22 protein-coding genes are annotated in these 18591 nt (G+C 55.2%); 2 read left to right on the forward strand and 20 right to left on the reverse strand.

Translation table 11 applies throughout. From position 1 onward, the window contains the following. Window positions 1–67: 67 nt before the first annotated feature. The 15 genes from NLX71_RS04250 to NLX71_RS04320 all read right to left on the reverse strand — a co-directional run bounded on the left by NLX71_RS04250 (window position 68) and on the right by NLX71_RS04320 (window position 12166). Entirely contained in the window at window positions 68–754 is a 687-nt protein-coding gene (locus NLX71_RS04250; RefSeq protein ID WP_254362242.1) for a hypothetical protein, read from the reverse strand. Continuing rightward, the gene (locus tag NLX71_RS04255) at window positions 751–1647 is read right to left on the reverse strand and encodes an ABC transporter ATP-binding protein (RefSeq protein ID WP_254362244.1); all 897 of its coding nucleotides are present in this window, start codon (window positions 1645–1647) and stop codon (window positions 751–753) included. The genes NLX71_RS04250 and NLX71_RS04255 overlap by 4 nt, the downstream gene beginning before the upstream one ends. Beyond that, a complete protein-coding gene (locus NLX71_RS04260) occupies window positions 1644–2012 on the reverse strand; it encodes a GntR family transcriptional regulator (protein WP_254362245.1) in 369 nt (122 codons plus the stop codon). Before NLX71_RS04260 ends, NLX71_RS04255 begins: the two co-directional genes overlap by 4 nt. Window positions 2013–2208: 196 nt before the next feature. Beyond that, entirely contained in the window at window positions 2209–2580 is a 372-nt protein-coding gene (locus tag NLX71_RS04265; RefSeq protein WP_254362246.1) for a hypothetical protein, read from the reverse strand. After that, on the reverse strand, window positions 2577–2876 hold the full coding sequence (locus NLX71_RS04270; protein WP_254362247.1) for a hypothetical protein: 300 nt from the start codon (window positions 2874–2876) through the stop codon (window positions 2577–2579). Before NLX71_RS04270 ends, NLX71_RS04265 begins: the two co-directional genes overlap by 4 nt. 288 nt (window positions 2877–3164) lie before the next feature. Beyond that, window positions 3165–4010 carry a purine-nucleoside phosphorylase gene (locus NLX71_RS04275; RefSeq protein ID WP_254362248.1) on the reverse strand — a complete coding sequence of 282 codons (846 nt, stop codon included), beginning with the start codon at window positions 4008–4010 and terminating at the stop codon, window positions 3165–3167. A 74-nt stretch (window positions 4011–4084) separates the two neighbouring features. Further along, complete coding sequence (locus NLX71_RS04280; protein ID WP_254362249.1) at window positions 4085–4915, reverse strand: purine-nucleoside phosphorylase; 831 nt, start codon at window positions 4913–4915, stop codon at window positions 4085–4087. Between the two features lie 31 nt (window positions 4916–4946). Further along, entirely contained in the window at window positions 4947–6122 is a 1176-nt protein-coding gene (gene deoB, locus NLX71_RS04285) for a phosphopentomutase (RefSeq protein ID WP_254362250.1), read from the reverse strand. A 357-nt stretch (window positions 6123–6479) separates the two neighbouring features. Next, window positions 6480–7376 (reverse strand): site-specific tyrosine recombinase XerD, encoded by an 897-nt coding sequence (gene xerD / locus NLX71_RS04290; protein ID WP_254362251.1) that lies wholly within the window; start codon window positions 7374–7376, stop codon window positions 6480–6482. Window positions 7377–7467: 91 nt separating this feature from the next. Continuing rightward, a complete protein-coding gene (locus NLX71_RS04295; protein ID WP_254362252.1) occupies window positions 7468–7713 on the reverse strand; it encodes a DUF4227 family protein in 246 nt (81 codons plus the stop codon). A 161-nt stretch (window positions 7714–7874) separates the two neighbouring features. Continuing rightward, entirely contained in the window at window positions 7875–8999 is a 1125-nt protein-coding gene (gene ald / locus NLX71_RS04300) for an alanine dehydrogenase (protein ID WP_254362253.1), read from the reverse strand. A 130-nt stretch (window positions 9000–9129) separates the two neighbouring features. Continuing rightward, window positions 9130–9579, reverse strand: a complete 450-nt coding sequence (gene fur, locus NLX71_RS04305) for a ferric iron uptake transcriptional regulator (RefSeq protein WP_010499013.1) — start codon at window positions 9577–9579, stop codon at window positions 9130–9132. Between the two features lie 105 nt (window positions 9580–9684). After that, a complete protein-coding gene (spoIIM, locus tag NLX71_RS04310) occupies window positions 9685–10332 on the reverse strand; it encodes a stage II sporulation protein M (protein ID WP_254362254.1) in 648 nt (215 codons plus the stop codon). Window positions 10333–10409: 77 nt separating this feature from the next. Next, complete coding sequence (locus NLX71_RS04315) at window positions 10410–11600, reverse strand: endonuclease Q family protein (protein ID WP_375377886.1); 1191 nt, start codon at window positions 11598–11600, stop codon at window positions 10410–10412. Continuing rightward, complete coding sequence (locus NLX71_RS04320) at window positions 11597–12166, reverse strand: NUDIX hydrolase (protein ID WP_025846519.1); 570 nt, start codon at window positions 12164–12166, stop codon at window positions 11597–11599. Before NLX71_RS04320 ends, NLX71_RS04315 begins: the two co-directional genes overlap by 4 nt. 157 nt (window positions 12167–12323) lie before the next feature. Here NLX71_RS04320 and mciZ point away from each other — a divergent pair, with 157 nt between their 5' ends. Further along, on the forward strand, window positions 12324–12581 hold the full coding sequence (gene mciZ, locus NLX71_RS04325; RefSeq protein ID WP_254362256.1) for a Z-ring formation inhibitor MciZ: 258 nt from the start codon (window positions 12324–12326) through the stop codon (window positions 12579–12581). On the opposite strand, the gene NLX71_RS04330 is transcribed toward mciZ, so the two are convergent. Together NLX71_RS04330 and NLX71_RS04335 are read right to left on the reverse strand one after the other, a co-directional pair. Continuing rightward, on the reverse strand, window positions 12469–13680 hold the full coding sequence (locus NLX71_RS04330) for a DUF3866 family protein (RefSeq protein WP_254362257.1): 1212 nt from the start codon (window positions 13678–13680) through the stop codon (window positions 12469–12471). The genes mciZ and NLX71_RS04330 overlap by 113 nt on opposite strands. 107 nt (window positions 13681–13787) lie before the next feature. Beyond that, window positions 13788–14921 (reverse strand): M20/M25/M40 family metallo-hydrolase, encoded by a 1134-nt coding sequence (locus NLX71_RS04335; RefSeq protein WP_254362258.1) that lies wholly within the window; start codon window positions 14919–14921, stop codon window positions 13788–13790. 68 nt (window positions 14922–14989) lie between these two features. On the opposite strand from NLX71_RS04335, the gene prli42 reads away from it, so the two are divergent. After that, complete coding sequence (prli42, locus tag NLX71_RS04340) at window positions 14990–15085, forward strand: stressosome-associated protein Prli42 (RefSeq protein ID WP_254362259.1); 96 nt, start codon at window positions 14990–14992, stop codon at window positions 15083–15085. Window positions 15086–15141: 56 nt separating this feature from the next. Here prli42 and NLX71_RS04345 read toward each other — a convergent pair whose 3' ends face one another. From NLX71_RS04345 to NLX71_RS04355, 3 genes are read right to left on the reverse strand one after another with little or no spacing between them, the layout of a single operon-like run. After that, window positions 15142–16524 carry a dihydrolipoamide acetyltransferase family protein gene (locus NLX71_RS04345; RefSeq protein ID WP_254362260.1) on the reverse strand — a complete coding sequence of 461 codons (1383 nt, stop codon included), beginning with the start codon at window positions 16522–16524 and terminating at the stop codon, window positions 15142–15144. Window positions 16525–16537: 13 nt separating this feature from the next. After that, the gene (locus NLX71_RS04350) at window positions 16538–17518 is read right to left on the reverse strand and encodes an alpha-ketoacid dehydrogenase subunit beta (protein ID WP_254362261.1); all 981 of its coding nucleotides are present in this window, start codon (window positions 17516–17518) and stop codon (window positions 16538–16540) included. 3 nt (window positions 17519–17521) lie between these two features. Beyond that, window positions 17522–18532: a thiamine pyrophosphate-dependent dehydrogenase E1 component subunit alpha gene (locus tag NLX71_RS04355; protein WP_254362262.1), complete on the reverse strand. Its 1011-nt coding sequence runs from the start codon at window positions 18530–18532 to the stop codon at window positions 17522–17524. Window positions 18533–18591: the final 59 nt, after the last annotated feature.

Consider the following 18591-nt stretch of genomic DNA (forward strand, 5'->3'; position numbering starts at 1 on the left):
TAGCGCAGCATAGAAGGACAATGCAACGAACCGTTTCGTTATAATGTTATTTTACCATTTGGGTTCGTCATACAGTTGCCTTGCGAAGCATGGCATACGACGCAAGCGCATAGACAACCATTAGCGCAAACAACCAGCCTGCCCATTCGGACACGGTTATAACCGCTATCCATTGAAACAAAATGCCCCACCATTGGTAATAGTTTAAAGAAATGACGAGGACACTGACAACCGCTGTGATAACACCCGAAAACGCGATCATACCGAACCCGCCATATCGCCGCTGGACACTCGAAATAGCAAATCCAAGGAAGAACAGGTGCAGCAGTAGCACGAAGTTTCTCGTCACTTGCCCAATCGCCGTACCGTCGCCCCAATAGGGCATACGGAAGAAGTGGAGCCCTACTCCCCAGCCGCCGCTCCAGCCTTCAAGCAGGGAGAAAAGCAGTATCAGGATGGATGTACTCAGGCTGATCAGAGCGAAGTTCATAGCGGTTCCGGCAAAATAATCTTTTCTCCGGACACCCATGCCAAGTGCAAAGACGAACGTTTGAGGCAGAGCAACCATCCCGATAACAAGCATATATACGTAAAGGGAAGTAATGCCACCGGTATACATTCCATCTTTCCCGCCAATCGAAAACCGGATGGTAAGATGTAAGATGAGATTGAGCAAGAGAATGATCCAAGGCATGAATATCCAGGAGAGCTTATCTCTCAAATACATTTTTGTTACGCTCGCAACGCGGTTCATAGAGCACTTCCCGCCTTTCTATCCGATGTATGCTTCGTTAAATGGACGACTAACTGCTGTAAGGAAACGGGGGAGAATTCGAGCCCAAGCGCTTCCCCTTCCTTCCGCTCTTTCTCGCTCAGCTCATCCATTACCGTCGCCGAAATCAGTCCCCCGAACGCTTCCTGATGGATGATTTCCCGGGCTCGAATGAATTTTTCCACGGTACGGGCCGTTCCTATGATGGCAAAAGCCCGCCCCCGAAGCGCCTCCGTATCCTCATTCACAATCAGTTTGCCGCCATCAATCACAATCACATGCTCCAGAAGCCGGCTAACCTCATCGATCAAGTGCGTCGACAAAATGACGGTTCTCGGATGGGCCGAGTAATCCTCAAGCAGCTTTTCGTAGAATATCCCTCTGGCTACCGCATCGAGGCCCAAATACGGCTCGTCAAATATTGTAAGCGGCGCTCGGCTGGCAAGACCGACAACGATTCCCGCGGCCGACAACATGCCCCGTGACAGCTTCTTCATTCTCCTTTTCAGCGGAAGCCCGAATGTCTCAATCAGCTCGTAGGCGAACTCCCGATCCCACTGCGGAAACAACGATTCCGCCACCTCCAACACATCGATAACCTGGAAGTTGTCCGGGTACTTTTGACTTTCTTTGATAAAGCACATTCTGCTAAGAACATTATTGTTCTCGTACGGTTTTTCACCGAACACTTTAATTTCTCCACTGGTAGGAAAAATCTGAGCCGTGAGCATATGCATGACCGTCGTCTTGCCCGCTCCATTTCTCCCAAGAAGCCCGTAAATTTTGTTCGGCTCGATGGAAAAGGTGATGCCGTCCACCGCTGTTACGTTCCCGTACGACTTCGTCAGCTGAGTTACTTCGACGATCGGATTCATTTGCCCCCATCTCCTCTCCGGATCATATCCATGAGCTGCTCCGATGTGATCCCGAGCTTCTCGGCTTCCCGGACCATCGTCACCACATATTGCTCAAAAAACTGCTCTCTCCGCTTCTCCATCAATTGCGCGCGCGCGCCGGACGCTACAAACATGCCTATCCCCCGCTTCTTGTACAATATGCCTTGGTCCACCAACAGATTGACTCCCTTGGCCGCCGTTGCCGGGTTGATCTGATAAAATGCCGCGAATTGATTCGTCGAAGGTACTTGTGATTCTTCGGGCATGCCGCCTTCGATGATGTCATTTTCAATCCGTTCGGCGATCTGAACAAAAATCGGACGGCTATCGTCTATTAAGGTCATTTGTTCACCACCAAACTGGTTAATTACTCATGTAACTAACTATATATCCAAACCAATTCATTGTCAATCGTATTTGAGCCATGCACAAAAAAAATCCCCGAAAGCCTAGAAATGAAGGTACTAAGGGATCTATATTCATTGCCGAGCAGAACAAAAAACCGCTTCGAAGGAAAGCGGTTCTTTCAAAATCCTTGTTTTATTTATACTTGCCACAATTGGCACATAGCTTTGCATTGGGTGTTCTTAGTGGTTTACCGCAATATTCACATGGTTCTCCAAAAAGCGATAGTCTATGGTGCATTATTACATTGTGATGAACCCCTGCAACCCCTGTTATATTCTCATACTCCTTTACAACAGGACTAAATCTTTCATTCATTGTAATCATTTCAAGTGGTAACCTATGTTCTTGTCTAAATTTCTTTGTTGCCTCAACACACTGACCATAAAGTTCATATATCCTTGCGTATTCATCTTCTTCTAACATGGGCATCTCGCACTTACATCGCCAACACCACATCATTTTCATAAATGTAACATCCCCAATTAAATAAAATTGCTCTTTCATTCGTATGCTTCTTTACAGTAATCAATAAAGTCACTAAACGTAGAAAAACAGGCGATCCGAGGATATTCTTCATTTTGATTGTTTGACCACGTTAAATGTACAAGCACAAGCTGATTCTTATCTATATCTTGGAATAAAACATCATCATTTGCTTCACATCTCGCCATCGTCTTTAAGATGCGACCGTACAACTGATGATGTTGGTTAATCTCCCTCATTAATTGCTTTTCCAAGGCTATCGCTGTCCTTGCATCAACTACTATCCAAGGGAGGATCAAATGCGAATTTTGCTCCACAACAACACCTCCAACCATAAAATCTTGCTTCATTGTTGGCTTTATGTAATCAACTCTTGAATAATATAGGCACATTATACCATGGTTCGCTATAAAGTGGGATGATACGACAATTCCCGCTCCTTCTCAATGCAGGAATCTAAAAAAAGCTAAAAATCAATTTTCAATAACAAAAAAAGACCACTCCCTCTCGATTTATTAAATCGACAGAGAGTAGTCGTCGTGTCTAAATCCGTTTTTAACCACCACTACTTGCTAAGGTGGGACTTATTAATACCTTCTCTACACCTACACTTCACGGACAAACCGACGCACCAGCTCGATGAAAATCGGCTTCGTGCGGTTTGCTACTGCCACGACTTGCTCATGCGTGAGCGGCTCCAATTCTTCGCCGATCGCCATGTCGGTGATGCAGGAGATGCCGAGCACCTTAAGGCCTGCGTGGCTTGCAGCGATCACTTCACCCACCGTAGACATGCCAATGGCGTCGCCGCCAAGGTTCGCGAGCATGGTCAGCTCGGCCGGAGGCAAGTAGTTCGGACCGCTGCTGCCCGTGTATACGCCTTCCTGTAGGCGGATCGCTTCGCCGCGCTCCTGTCCCATTTGGGCAGCAATCCGCTTGGCGAGATCGCGGAATTGCGGGGTATACGCCTGCGACATGTCCGGAAAACGGGGACCGAGCTCCGGATGATTGATACCGATGAGCGGGTTGTCCCCAGTCATGTTAAGCTGATCGGAGATCAGCATCAAATCGCCCGCCTGAAAACCGCGGTTCATGCCGCCTGCTGCGTTCGTAATGACAAGCGACCGAACGCCAAGCTGCTTCATGACGTAGATCGGGAAGACGACTTTTTTCATGGAGTAGCCTTCGTAATAATGAAACCGGCCCTGCATGACGATGACATTTTTGCCTTCCAGCTTGCCGATGACAAATTGCCCGGCATGGCCTTCCACCGTAGATACCGGAAAATGCGGAATTCTATCGTAAGGAATGGCGATCGCATCCTCGACCTGAGCGGCCATATCGCCAAGGCCGGAGCCCAACACCAAGCCCATATCTAAAGACCTTCGTTCGATGCGGTCGCTGATCCATTGAGCCGCTTCTTGAATATGTTCAACGTAATTCGGTTCCATCTCTTCTCCCTCTTTCGAATCGAATTCGGCAGCCGCCGCTTGAAAGCGGACCCCGTTCCAATCACCATGACATTCTAGATTCGCGAGATGATTCCGAGCACCAGCTTAAGAAATTTCGGCTTCACGCGCTCCGTCGTTTCCATAACCTCCGCATGGGACAACGGCTGGTCCAGGATGCCCGCCGCCATATTGCTGATGCAGGAAAAACCGAGCACTTCCATACCCGCGTGCCGCGCAACAAGCACTTCCGGCACGGTGGACATGCCCACGGCGTCGCCACCGAGCGTCCGCATCATGCGGATTTCCGCAGGCGTTTCGTACGACGGTCCGAGCAGCCCAATGTATACGCCCTCCTGCACCTTCAGCCCCTGCTCTGCAGCTACCTCCTTCGCCGTCTCGCGCAAACGGCGGCTGTACGCTTCGGACATGTCCGGGAAACGAACGCCCAGCTCGTTGTGGTTCGGTCCAATGAGCGGGTTGCGGAACGTAAAGTTAATATGATCGCGGATCAGCATCAGGTCACCGACCTCGAACGACGTGTTGATGCCTCCGGCGGCGTTAGTCACCAGCAGCTTCTCCACGCCAAGCTCCTTCATGACACGGACCGGAAACGATACCGTTTCGACGCCGTATCCTTCATACATATGAAAACGACCTTTCATCATCAGCACGTGCTTGCCTTCCACCTTGCCGAGCAGCAGCTCGCCGGCATGGCCTTCTACCGTAGATACCGGAAAATGCGGAATATCCTCATAAGGAATCGTTACCCCGCCTTCCACCAAATCGGCCAGCACGCCGAGGCCGGAGCCCAGAATCAGGCTAATTTCCGGCTTCTCCGGATACTTCCCGCGGATATATTCCGCAGCTTCCTTAATGTTCTTCAACAGCGTCGTTTGATCGCTCATTCGATTCGTCCTCCCCGGCAATATGTACTTGTTATTTCAATTCATTCAAAAAACTGGTGCCGTTGCCCGTTCCCTTTACGCCGAAGTTTTCGGCAACTGTCGCGCCGAGATCCGCAAACGTGCTGCGGACTCCGACCGTCCCCGTCGTTTCGAACGCCGGGCTGTACACGAGAAGCGGTACATACTCGCGGGTATGGTCCGTCCCGTGATGAATCGGATCATTACCGTGATCGGCTGTCAAAATAAGCAGGTCGTCCTTGCCGACCCGTTCCATCAGCTTAGGCAGCCATTCGTCGAATTCGTTCAGCGCCATGGCGTACCCTTCGGGGTCACGGCGGTGCCCGTACAGCGAGTCAAAATCGACGAGGTTCGTAAACAGCAGCCCTTGGAACGACTCTCCCATAACGTCAATCGTCTTATGAATCCCGTCGAGATTGCTTTTGGTCGGAAGCGCACGGGTCACGCCTTCGCCGTCAAAAATATCGTTGATCTTCCCGACAGCGATGCAATCGAATCCCGCATCCTTCAACTGGTTCATGACCGTCGGAGCCGGCGGCTTCACCGCGTAATCGTGACGGTTTGGCGTACGCTTGAACGCCTCAGGCGTTCCGACATAAGGCCGCGCAATGACGCGACCGACCGTATACGGATCTTCGAGCGTCAGCTTGCGGGCAATCTCGCAGGCGCGGTACAGCTCCTCCAGCGGGATAATCTCTTCATGCGCCGCAAGCTGGAATACGCTGTCCGCCGAAGTATAGACGATCCAAGCCCCGGTTTTCATCTGCTCCTCGCCTAGTTCATCCAGTATTTCCGTTCCGGAGGCCGGCTTGTTGCCAATGACCTTGCGCCCGGTTTCCTGTTCGAAACGGGCGATCAGCTCCGGCGGGAAGCCGTCCGGGAATACATTGAACGGGACGGACACATTCAGCCCCATGATTTCCCAGTGGCCGGTCATTGTATCTTTACCTACCGATACCTCGGCCATTTTGCCGTAATAGCTGCCTGGGCGTTCAACCGGATCAACGCCCTGCAGCCCGGCAATATTCCCAAGGCCGAGCTGCTGCATATGAGGCACGCGCAGCGACGGCACGCGCTCAGCTATGTGGCCGAGCGTATGGGCGCCCGTATCGTTAAAACGCGCGGCATCCGGCAGTTCTCCGATCCCTACGCTATCAAGCACAATCAAGCAGACTCGTTTAAATTTCATGGATGTCCCTCCTCCGGGCATTGCGGAGCAATGCCATCTTCGTAAGCACAAACTTGAGCATTGCGCAGCAATGCTTTCTTCGTAAGCACAGGCTTGGGCATTGCGGAGCAATGCCTTCTTCGTAAGCATAGGCTTGCGTATTGCACAGCAATGCTTTCTTCTCAAGCGCCGATTCGGGCATTGCGCAGCAACGCAACAATGAAATCATAACCTTGAGTATTGTGAGTCAATGCCATCCTTGCAGGCGGTTCCTTTCGACAAGTCTACCTTTATTATCGCAAAAGCGGACATGGTTTGCAAAAGCCGCAATACGAAAAACCCCGTTTCTCAGGCGCGGAGGAACGGGCTCGCGGAAGACTATTCGATTTTGGCCCGGGGATGGGTCCGATCATAAACCTCCTTCATTTTGCTCCGTGTAACTTGTGTATAGATCTGCGTTGTCGAGATGTCCGCATGACCGAGCATTTCCTGAACGGACCGGAGGTCGGCTCCGTTCTCCAGCAGGTGCGCGGCAAACGAGTGCCGAAGCGTGTGCGGGGTGATTTCCATCTGAATGTCGGATTCCGCAGCGTAACGTTTAATGATTTTCCAGAAGCCCTGACGCGTCATCCGGGTCCCCAAATGGCTGACAAACAGCGCCTCCTCGGCTTTGGACGGCTTGAGCAGCTTCGCACGCGTCGTTTGGATGTAAGCCTCCACGTACTCCGAAGCGATTCTCCCGAGCGGAACAATACGTTCTTTGCCTTTGCCGACACAACGGATAAAGCCCATACTCGGATTGACGCTGTCTACGTCAAGCGAGATGAGCTCCGATACCCGGATTCCCGTCGCGTACAGCACCTCCAGCATGGCCTTATCCCGCATCCCGTTGGGCGTCGTCGTCAGGGGGGCTTGCAGCAGCTTGCCAACCTCTTGAACCGACAGTACCTTCGGAATACGTTTCTCGAGTCTCGGCGTCTCCAAGTGCAGCGACGGATCGCTGTCCAGCAGACGCTCCTTCACGAGGAATTGGTAAAAGGCGCGGATGGAAACCACGTTCCGGGAAACTGTGGCGGTAGCCCTTCCCCGCTGCTTTAAGTCCAGCATATAGCCGGAAATGTTCAGCTTCCCGCTGTCGCCCAGCGAAGAAATGCCGGAGCTTTCCAAAAAATCTATATACTGAGACAAATCGCGTCGGTACGAGTCCTGCGTATTCTGAGCAAGGCCCCGATCCTCCGCCAAAAAACGGATAAACGAATTGAGTTCCTGTTTCATGCGCAATTGATCCCCTTTTATGTCTTGCATCGGCGCTTTTAAAACAATTCCACATGCGGGACCCATTTTCCTTCCTCATCGGGAAGCTTTTTTACTCGCCGATCCGGTAAAACAGCTTCAGCCGTTCGCTCATCGTGATCTTGTCCGAAGCCGCAGCCACCGGATCGTTCTGGAACACTTTGACGGCGCGGCCTGTGGGCTCCTTGTACTTCGGCTCCGGCTCCAGCCATCGCGTAACGACAAGCAGCATGTGATAAAGCGCGAACGTAAACACCACGAACAAGAGCGCGAAGCGAAAACGACCGAGCCATTTTCGCGCCCGAACATGAACAATCACAGCTTGTCCCCTCCTCCCCTGCTCCCAGCCGCCGGCTTAACGCCGGACCACGGGAGTTCAGACAGGTTCTAAAAGTACACTATGACCGGACCGGCCAAAATATGCGTACTCGGACGATGGACGGGGACGAAATGTGCCGCCAGCACGAGCCGCCGCCTTGATCAGCTGATCGGCAGCAGCGAATCCAAGCCCGTATAAGGCAGACCGACGGCTTCGGCTACCGCGGGATACGTGACGTGGCCCTGATAGGTGTTCACGCCGAGCTTCAGCGGCGGATTGCCGTAGAGCGCACGGGTTACCCCTTTACCAGCCAATTCGAGGGCGTAGCCGATGGTCACGTTCGTGAGCGCCAGCGTAGAGGTTCGCGGCACAGCTCCCGGCATGTTGGCGACCGCATAATGAAGGACGCCGTACTTCTCGTACGTCGGCGCACTGTGCGTCGTTACGCGATCCACCGTCGCGATTGATCCGCCCTGATCGACGGCCACGTCCACGATCACGGCCCCCGGCTTCATCTGCCGCACCATCTCCTCGCTGACGAGCTTCGGCGCTTTCGCTCCGGGAATGAGGACGGCCCCGATCAGCAGATCCGCCTTTTGTACCGCGTTGGCAATATTGTAAGGATTGGACATCAACGTGCGGATGCGGCCGTGGAACACATCGTCCAAATACCGGAGCCGTTCCGCGCTGCGTTCGATGACGACGACGTTGGCGCCGAGTCCGAGCGCCATTTTCGCGGCGTTGGTTCCGACGATGCCTCCGCCCAAAATGATCACGTCCGCCGGAGGCACGCCGGGTACGCCGCCGAGCAGAATGCCGCGCCCGCCGTAATTTTTCTCCAGAAACTGCGCGCCGACCTGTACGGACATGCGTCCGGCCACTTCGCTCATCGGAGTAAGCAGCGGCAGCCCCCCGCCAGGAAGCTGGATGGTCTCGTACGCGATGGCGGTTACTTTATGCTGCACGAGCGCCTCGGTCAGCTTCGGCTCGGCAGCCAGATGGAGATAGGTAAACAGCGTAAGCCCTTCGCGGAAATAACCGAATTCCGCAGGGAGCGGCTCCTTCACCTTCATAATCATTTCCGCCTTGCCCCAAACCTCGGCGGCCGAAGGAAGCAGCTCGACGCCTTCCTTGGCATACTCGTCGTCGGAAAATCCGCTGCCCGCGCCGGCTCCCGCTTCCACCATAACGCGATGCCCGGCTTCTCTCAGGACCGCTGCGCCGCCGGGGGTTAAGGCGACGCGGTTTTCGTTGTTTTTGATTTCCTTCGGTATCCCGATGATCATCGTTCCATGCCTCCTATTCCCGTTTTTCGACCAAAGCATGTGATATAGCGTTTGCCTTTTCGGTGTGAATATGTGACAAAATGCAAAAAACCTTCATACTTGATCAAGCATCAAGCCGAAGGTTTTGTCTTTACGTTTTGTTCTTATCGCGGCAGCGGTGGCAAATGCCCTGAAAATCGAGCCGGTGGTCGAGCACTTGAAACCGATATTCCCGCTCCAGCCGTTCTTCCAGCGCGCCCAGCCAGTCTTCCATAATTTCGTCGACGGCGCCGCACTGCACGCAGATGAGGTGATGATGATGGTGATGAGAGCTGTCGTTGCGCAAGTCGTAGCGGGCTACGCCGTCGCCGAAGTTCATTTTCTCAAGGACGTGCAGCTCACTGAGCAGTTCCAGCGTACGATAGACGGTGGCAAGTCCGATTTCGGGCGCTTTATCTTTGACGAGCATAAATACGTCTTCCGCGCTCAGATGATCCTCTTCGTTCTCTAGCAAAACCCTGACGGTCGCTTCCCGTTGAGGCGTCAGCTTGTAGCCTTGCGATTGCAGCTGTTGTTTGATTTTTTCGATGCGAGATTCCATGCTTCTCCCCCACAGGGTTTTGCACCGAAGCAAAACCTTTCTCGTAAGCTTAAGCTTTCTTCATGCTTACATTATAGGAGGAGGACTTAGGGAAAGTCAAACCTTTTAAGACCCGGACATCGTTACCAGCATAGGCGTTACCCATTTCATCATGACCGGAGAGAGGTAAGCCTCGAATACCGCTACTCCAAGCAGCAGCGCACCGGAAGCCAGAATGACGCCCGAAAATCGCATAAACGGTTCATATAGAGCGCCTTTGCGGTTGATAAACCGGTTTTTGACCAGATAAATCGTGAAAGCCATCGCCGTGACGCTGCATACGAGCAGCAAAGGGATAACCACCAGATTCGTCGGCACGACCGAAACAAGCGCGAACAGTAGCCCTTTCCAGGATAAGGTGCCGACCAGATAGCCGACGGTAAAGCCGACCAGCACGCCCTTCAAAAAATCCAAAATAAGGATGAGCGGCAGGCCGATGACGGACAGGCCCAGCACCCAAATAATTAAAAACCATTTGATATGCATGGAAAACGAATCCTTGAACGAACCCGTAACATCGCCTTCCAGCCCGCCTTGATGGACGGACGCAAAAAAACTGCCCAAATAGCGGCTCAGCTCCTGCTTCTGCTCCAGCGACAGGGCGTTCACCATAACCGCACCGAAAACGACGCCCGTGACGAAGACGACGCCTACGAATAAATAGAACGACAAATGCTCCTTCATATACTGTTCCAGCGTACGGTTCCGCATCATGCCGGCGCGCCCCCCTTGTCCGAATAGTACAGAATATGAGGGGGCGCACAGGTTTATGACTCCGTCCTTTTATCGCGTTATTGCTGCCGTGCGGATACTTTGCCGTATTTGCCGCCGCCGCCCGTATCGAGCTGCAGCGTGCCCGCGCGCGCTTCCATAATATAACGGGCAATCGTTTCGCCCGCCGCATCTGTGAGCTCTTCGAACGATACGCGGTGCAGCAGGTTCATTTCAGAGCCGAACCGCTCGATGAGACGGTTGAACGTTTTCGGCCCAAGGCCGGGAATGTACTCAAGCGGCACTTGGTAGCAGTAAGGTGGACGATCCGGGGCAACCCAAGACTCCTCCCGGTCCGCAAGGCTCGAAATACGGTCCATGACGCCGCGGACAATCCGCAGGCTGCCGCAGTACAAGCAGCGCTCCACGGCCGTCTGCTCCTGCTCGTCGAGAATCGAGCTGCAATCGCCGCAGTACGTGCGGTGGTATTTGCCGAGCCGCGGGTTGAGTCCGTAATTAGCCAGCACACGACGTCCGTCCTTCTGCGACAAAGCCTTCCGCAGTTCCTCGAACGTCGGCGCCTCAAGCGCCAGCTTATTGTATTCTCGTCCGATCTTCGGGAGCGAATGGGCATCGGAGTTGGTCAGAAACGTGTAGCGGTCCAGCTCGCTGATGTATCCGGCCATGACGGAGTCGGCACTGAGACCGAGCTCTACGGCCGCGATTCCGTCCAAGTCGAGCAAATGCTCCATCCGTGTCGAGCAGCTTCCATAGACGCTTTTATGCGGGGTGAAAATATGCGCGGGAATCAGAATGCCTCCGCGCGCAATTACCTCCCGCTGAAGCTCCCGAGTCGTGACATAGATGCGCTGCGAGCTGAGCTGCACATTTTTCATATGCTTGCGCAGCCAATCCGTGAAGCTCTGCATGTCGCCAAGCTTAGGCAGATAAGCGAGCAAATGGGCGGTCCCCAAGCCGGGGTCGCGCACCTCGATCTCGCAGCCCAGCAGGACGGTCGTCTGGTGGTAACGGATGCCTCCGCCTTCCAGCTCTTCCATCTCGCCTGAATCCAAATAATGCAGCATTTCCCGCTGCACGCCCGGCGAATGGCAGTCAATGATGCCGATCATGTCGATCCCTTTGCGCTCCGACGCCTCCCGCGCGATGTTGTAGAACGTCAGGTTGTTCGCAGCGCTGATTTTGACCGCTTCGCCCGCTTCCGTTCGCCCGATGTGGATGTGCAGGTCGGCGTAGCACGCGTTCGTGCTCATGTCGGGAACGAGCCAGTAAGCTTGTACAGCTGCCATGCGTATACAGCCATAATCGTCTTGGCGTCGCTGATCCGCTGCTCCCGGATGTATGCTTGCGCCTGCTCCAGCGTAAGCTCTTCGATTTCGAGGAATTCGTCTTCGTCGGGATTCGCTTGTCCCTTCACCAGCTGCTCGGCGGCATACAGATGAAGAATTTCGTCGGCGAAGCCGGGCGATGTATAGAAAGAGCTGATATGGCGGATCGAGCCGGCGGTATAACCGGTTTCCTCCTCCAGCTCGCGCTTAGCGGCATCCAGCGGATTCTCGCCGGCGTCCAGCTTCCCTGCCGGAATTTCCACCTGGCTTTTCTCCAGCGGCTTGCGGTATTGCTCGACAACAATCATCCGGTCATCCGGGGTAAGGGCCAGAACCGCGACCGCACCGGGATGCTTGACGATCTCGCGGGTCGCTTCCCCGCCATTGGGCAGCTTTACGGTATCCACTTGCAAAGAAATGATTTTGCCTTGAAAAATCGGCTGCGTGGAGACGGTCACTTCTTCGAATTTTTTATGCGTCTTATGCGGCATGGAAGATTCCTCTCTTCTCTTTACGGGTATGGTAAGAATAAGACCAAGGCTCATTATATCACATCCGGCGGCTGCTGGCCGTCCGACGAAGGACATAATCGTGTCGTCTCCCGCATAAGGTGAAATATATAAACCTATCGAAGCAGGAGGGTACTCTATGAAAACGTATGTCAATGCAGGACAGCTTCGTCTGGTAGGAAAAGGCTGGGAAATCCGCAACTATTTGAAAATGGCGCTGGATCGCGTCCCGCCCGATGTGCCGCTTACGGCCTTTCTGGACGGGACGCGGACCGGCCAAGCGGCTACGGCTTATCCGGCCCCTCGTTCCGAAGAAGCCGGTATGCCGCTCCTGCCGCCATACAAATGGCCGCAAAAAACGCCGGATCGTCCTGCCAAGCTCGCCCCATGGAAGTAATCGGCTGCCCGTACGCTTCCAGTGCGGCGGCCATTTGCTCCAAGGGCGGCGGCTCCTCCCACAGCAGCCGGTGACGCCGGGCGAGCCCGCTCTGCCGGACCTGCTCGCGCAGCAGCGCGGCTTCCGCTTCGGCGGGCAGCAGCGGCAGCGAGACGCAGGCCGGCGCGAGCGCGGCTTGGCCCAGCGCCACCGCCGTATGGCGGCTGAGCCCGCGGTGCTGCGGCCGCGGATCGGCGAAGCTGATGCGGGCTATCGCCACAGGCACGCCCCCAAGGGCATGCGCCGCCCCCACAAGCTCGCCCGCCTCGATACCGCTGAAGCCGTATGGCGTGCCGGTGCCTACGATGCCGGGGCCCATGCAAACGACGGCCAGATCGGCTTCCAGCACATGCCTCGCGGCAAGGAGCGCCGTGTATTTGTTGACGGCTTCGACGTCGCCGCCGTAGGCGTGGCCATACGTGACCGTCCCGGCCAGCCAGCCGAGCTCCCTTAGCCGACGCACATGTCCGCTGACCGCCAGGGGCAGGGCCCCCCCGTCGGTCATGACATAAGCGATGCGCGGTACCGGCGCTCCCGCCTCGCGCGCAAGCTCCCGGAGCCAGCAGACGGCGGCAGGCAGCATGCTATGGAGCTCACCGATGAGCACCGGCATCCCGCTGAGCGTACGCGATTCGGCAAATAGAGCGTGATGCGGACTTGACGGCTCCTCGACCGAGCGCACGGCCCGCTGCAAAGACGTGTAACGCAGCTTCATAATGTGCCCTTCCTGCAGCCCGGTGGGCCGCTTCCTATCTTGCGTCTCTGGCTCCCGCAGGATTGTACCTACTGGAACCTCCGGGCTGTCGACGCTCTCGTCCGACCTGCCAAGTCTTGCGTGAACAAAATGCACGCCGCCCGTACCGAGCCCCAAACGAACGGCGGTCGTATTCAGCAGCACCTTGTCCCCCTGCCGAAGCGACGTCCCTACGGCAAGATCGTGCAGCGCAGCGGCCGTTTCTCCGTTTCCAAGCCGTACCCGGACCTCCTGCAGACCATGTGAAGACAAAGGTTCCTCCACCGTTTCCGTAACGACAGCCGTTTCCCATTGGATCATCCTCATGCTCCGTTTCCTCCCGTTTTCACACAAAAAAATCGCCGCTTACCCAAAAGAGATAAGCAGCGATTAAACAACCTGTATGTTAATACTTTATGCCGGAAGGCCAAGCATTATGCCTTGGCAACTTCATTGATGATCGAAACGACCACTTCGGCCGTTTTGACGAGGTCCGAGATCGCAATCCGTTCTTTTGTCGTGTGAATGTCCAGATAGCCGACAGCCAGATTGACGGTCGGTACGCCCATGCCGTTAAACATATTGGCGTCACTGCCTCCGCCGGAATGAAAGGTACGCGGTGTGCAGCCGACCTTCGTCAGCGCGTTCATCGCTAGCTTCACGACCGGAGCGGACTCGTCGTACATAAACGCGGGGTAAATCACTTCGCTTTTGAAATCAAGCTTCGCGCCCATTTCCTCCGCCGCTTCCTCGCACGCTTGACGCATTTTCTCAACTTGCTCGTACATTTTGGCCTGCCCGAGACTGCGCGCCTCGCCTTCGAGCGTTACCCGCTCAACGACGATGTTCGTTGCGCCTTCCACGCCGCCTTCGAAGCGTCCGATGTTCGCGGTCGTTTCTTTGTCGATGCGGCCGAGCGGCATGCGCGCAACCGCTTTGCTCGCAACGGTAATCGCGCTGACGCCCGCTTCGGGATTCACGCCCGCATGAGCCGATCGGCCCCAGAACGTGATGTACACCTTCGCCTGCGTCGGACCCGCTACGGCGATGTCCCCGATGGTGCCGTTGGAGTCCAGCGCGAAGCCGAGATCCGCATCGACCCATTTAGCCTCCATCGCCCGGGTACCCATCAAGCCGGATTCCTCGCCCGCCGTAATAATAAACTGAATCTGCCCGTGCTCGATGTTGTTCTCTTTCAGGACGCGAATCGCTTCGAACATGGCGGCAAGACCCGCTTTGTCGTCCGCCCCGAGAATCGTCGTTCCGTCGCTGCGGATATAACCGTCTTCGCCGATCTGCGGCTTGATGCCTTTCCCCGGAGTAACCGTATCCATATGCGAAGTGAAGAACAGCTTCGGCAGCGGCTTCGTGGATGTCGCCGGCAGCGTGCAGATGAGATTGCCCGAGCCGTGGCCGGTTTTCGCTGCGGAATCGTCCTCTTCCACCTTCAAGCCGAGCTCGGTGAATTTTGCCTTCAGCACGCGGCTGATTTCCTGCTCATGCTTCGTTTCGCTGTCGATTTGAACCAACTCGATAAATTCGTCTACCAATCGCTTTTGTTGAATCATAGCTTTCCTCCATTAGGCCACTTGGGTTATTATAGGAATAGTATTCCCTTGATAAGGAGCTGAACTCGTTGCGAAATAAATGGATTTTCAAAATCATCGTCTACACGATGATCATCTCGATGCTGTTGTCTACGCTGTTGTTTACGGTAAGCAACTTCTTCTAAGCTGGTCGGCAGGCGACAGGTTAGGGACAAGCCTCCCCAAGCTGCCGCCAACCTTTTTAGTACAGCTTCGTATCCTGATTGTATGCTTCCAGGTTCTCTTTCACCCGCTGCAGGAAGCGTCCGCAGATAACCCCGTCCAAAATGCGGTGGTCCAAGGACAAGCATAGGTTGACCATCGAACGGACGGCAATCATGTCCTGAATGACGACCGGCTTTTTCACGATCGATTCGAAGGACAATATGGCGGCTTGCGGGTAGTTGATGATCGGATACGACAAAATCGATCCGAACGAGCCCGTATTGTTCACGGTAAACGTACCGCCTTGCAAATCGTTAAGCGTCAGCTTGCCGGCTCTTGCTTTCCGGGTTAAAGAATCGATCTCCCGGGCGAGGCCGGCAATATTCATTTGGTCGGCCTTTTGGATGACCGGAGTGACGACGAAGTCCTCGGTTCCTACGGCCAGCGCAAGGTTGATATCCCGCTTAACGATAATTTTGTCAACCGCCCAGACCGAGTTCATGATCGGATAATCCTTGATCGCACCGACGACCGCTTTGAGCAGGAAGGCCAGGTAGGTGATGTTGATCCCTTCCTGTTTCATGAATTCGCCCTTCACTTTGTTCCGCAGCAGTACAAGATTCGTCACGTCTACCTCGATCATCGTCCAGGCATGCGGAATTTCCGTCACGCTCTGACGCATGCGGCTGGCAATCGTATTGCGGATCGGCGTCACGTCGATCAAATACTCGCCACGGCCGTCAAGCGGCTGACCTTCCACTTCGATTTTCGGCAGCGGCGGGTTTTCCGACAAATGGATACCGGTCGAACGAACCGGCCCCTTCGGCGGCACCGGGAGGAATACGCCGGCAGTCGCAGCTTCCGCCGCGGCTTCTGCATTGACAGCGGCGACCGGTTTTCCCGCTTCGACCGAAGCAGGCTTGCCGCTCGCGACGTAAGCTTCCACGTCTTTCCGCGTAATGCGTCCGCCAAGGCCCGTTCCCTTCACTTCCGACAGCGCGATCCCGTGTTCTGCGGCAAGCTTAAGCACCGCAGGCGAATAACGGCCGCTCATGCCCGCTTCATCACCGGCAGCTTGAGCTTCACGGCGGGCTTGTCCGCCTTGAACGCGCTGCGGCTGAGAAGCGGCTTCTGCGGCTTCCGCTGCGCCGCCGCCTGCCTGATGCGGCTCCTCGATCAAACAAATTTCTTCTCCGACCGCCGCCGTGTATCCTTCTTCCGCCAGCAGCTTGACCAGCCGGCCTTCGATCGGCGACGGCATCTCCACCGTCACCTTGTCCGTGATCAGCTCGCACAGCGCGTCGTACTGCTCGATATAATCGCCCGGCTGCTTGAGCCATTTGCCAATCGTCGCCGATACCAAACTCTCGGCCAGATGAGGAACCTTGACGCCGGTTCCTTTCGTCGCTTGATCGTTCATGTAACGGTTCCTCCTAGAACAAAGCCAGCTTCCGCATGGCTTCCATGATCTTATCCGTATTGAGAAGGAAAAACTTCTCCATCGGCGGGTTCATTCCGACGGCCGGAACGTCCGGCGCGCAGAGGCGCATAATCGGCGCGTCCAGCTCGAACAGCATCTCCTCGGCAATGATCGCGGACACTTCCGCCCCGACGCCTCCGGTCTTGTTATCCTCGTGGATGATCAGCACTTTGCTGGTTTTGGCTGCCGCTTTGAGAATCGCCTCCGTATCCAAAGGCTGCAGCGTTCTCAGATCGAGCACATGAGCCTGAATACCTTCTTTGGCCAGCTCTTCCGCCGCACGCAGCGCATATTGCACGGTGATGCCGTACGAGATGACGGTGATGTCCGAGCCTTCCCGCTTCACGGCCGCTTTGCCGATCGGCACGATGTAATCTTCCTCGGGCACCTCGCCCGTGACCGACAAATAGCATTTCTTATGCTCGAAGTACAGCACCGGGTCCGGATTGCGGATCGCGGCCTTCAGCAGTCCTTTCGCATCATACGGATCCGAAGGAGCGACGATGACAAGCCCCGGCGTACCGAAAAAGACGGATTCTGGACACTGGGAATGATAAAGCGCGCCGCCGCCGGTCGCCCCGTACGGAGCGCGGATCACGATGGGACAGCTCCAGTCGTTGTTTGAACGGTACCGGATGAGGGCCGCCTCGCTAAGGATCTGATTCGTCGCCGGAAAAATAAAGTCCGCGTACTGCATCTCCGCCACCGGCTTCATCCCGTACATGGCTGCGCCGATCGCTACGCCCGCAATTGCCGATTCAGCGAGCGGCGTATCCATGATCCGCTCTTCCCCGAACTGCTCCTTCAGCCCTTTCGTCGCATTCATGACGCCGCCCTTGCCGACGTCCTCGCCCAGAACGAACACGTCCTCGTCCCGCTCCAGCTCTTCCTTCATTGCCGTGCGAATCGCTTCTAAATACGTAATGACCGCCACGAATTAGCCCTCCCTCTGTTCCGCGTACACATGCTTGAGCGTATCTTCCGGCTTCGGAAAAGGCGCATCGTCCGCGTAATTCGTCGCTTCGACCAATTCCCGCTTGATGGCCGCCGCAAGCTCGGCGTCCTGCGTCTCGCTCCAAAGGCCGCAGTCAATCAGATACTGCTTGAATCGCGGCAAGCCGTCCTTCGCACGGTTTTCTTCGACTTCCTCCGGGGTGCGGTAGAGCAAATCGTTGTCGGACGTCGAATGCGGAGAAATCCGGTACATGACCGCTTCGATCAAGGTCGGACCTTCGCCGCGCAGGGCACGCTCGCGCGCTTCCTTCACGACGCGGTACACTTCAAGCGCATCCCGGCCGTCCACCTTAACACCCGGAAAGCCGTAGCCGTGGGCACGCTCGGCGATGCTGCCGCCTACCTGCTTGTGCAGCGGGATGGAGATCGCGTACTGGTTATTTTCGCACATGAAAATGACCGGCAGCTTGTGAACGCCCGCAAAGTTGCAGCCTTCGTGGAAATCGCCCTGATTGCTCGATCCGTCGCCGAAGGTCGTGAACGCCACGAAGTTTTTCCGTTTCATCTTCGCTGCCAGCGCAAATCCGACCGCATGAGGCACTTGGGTCGTTACCGGGGAAGAGCCGGTCACAATATTCAGCTTTTTATGGCTGAAATGGCCCGGCATTTGACGACCGCCGCTGTTCGGGTCCTCCGCCTTGGCGAAGACGGACAGCATCAATTCTTTTAACGTCATGCCGACTGAAAGCACGAAGCCGTAATCCCGGTAATACGGTAAAAAGTAGTCCTCTCCGCGCGAAAGCGCGAAGGCTGCGGCCACTTGCGCCGTTTCCTGGCCGATGCCGGACACGTGGAACGCAATTTTGCCCGAACGCTGCAGCAGGAAGCACCGCTCGTCAAACATGCGGGCTTTCAGCATGTATGTATACATCTCCAGAGCCTGACCGTCCGTCAATCCGAGCTGCTGATGTTTTGTTATTTGACCGATGGACATGGAGTATAGACGCCTCCTTTTAGAAAAACAAGAGATTATTTAATACCTGGTGCTAATAC

It is taken from the genome of Paenibacillus sp. MZ04-78.2, assembly GCF_024213375.1.
In the GTDB taxonomy this organism is placed as follows: Bacteria; Bacillota; Bacilli; order Paenibacillales; family NBRC-103111; genus Paenibacillus_G.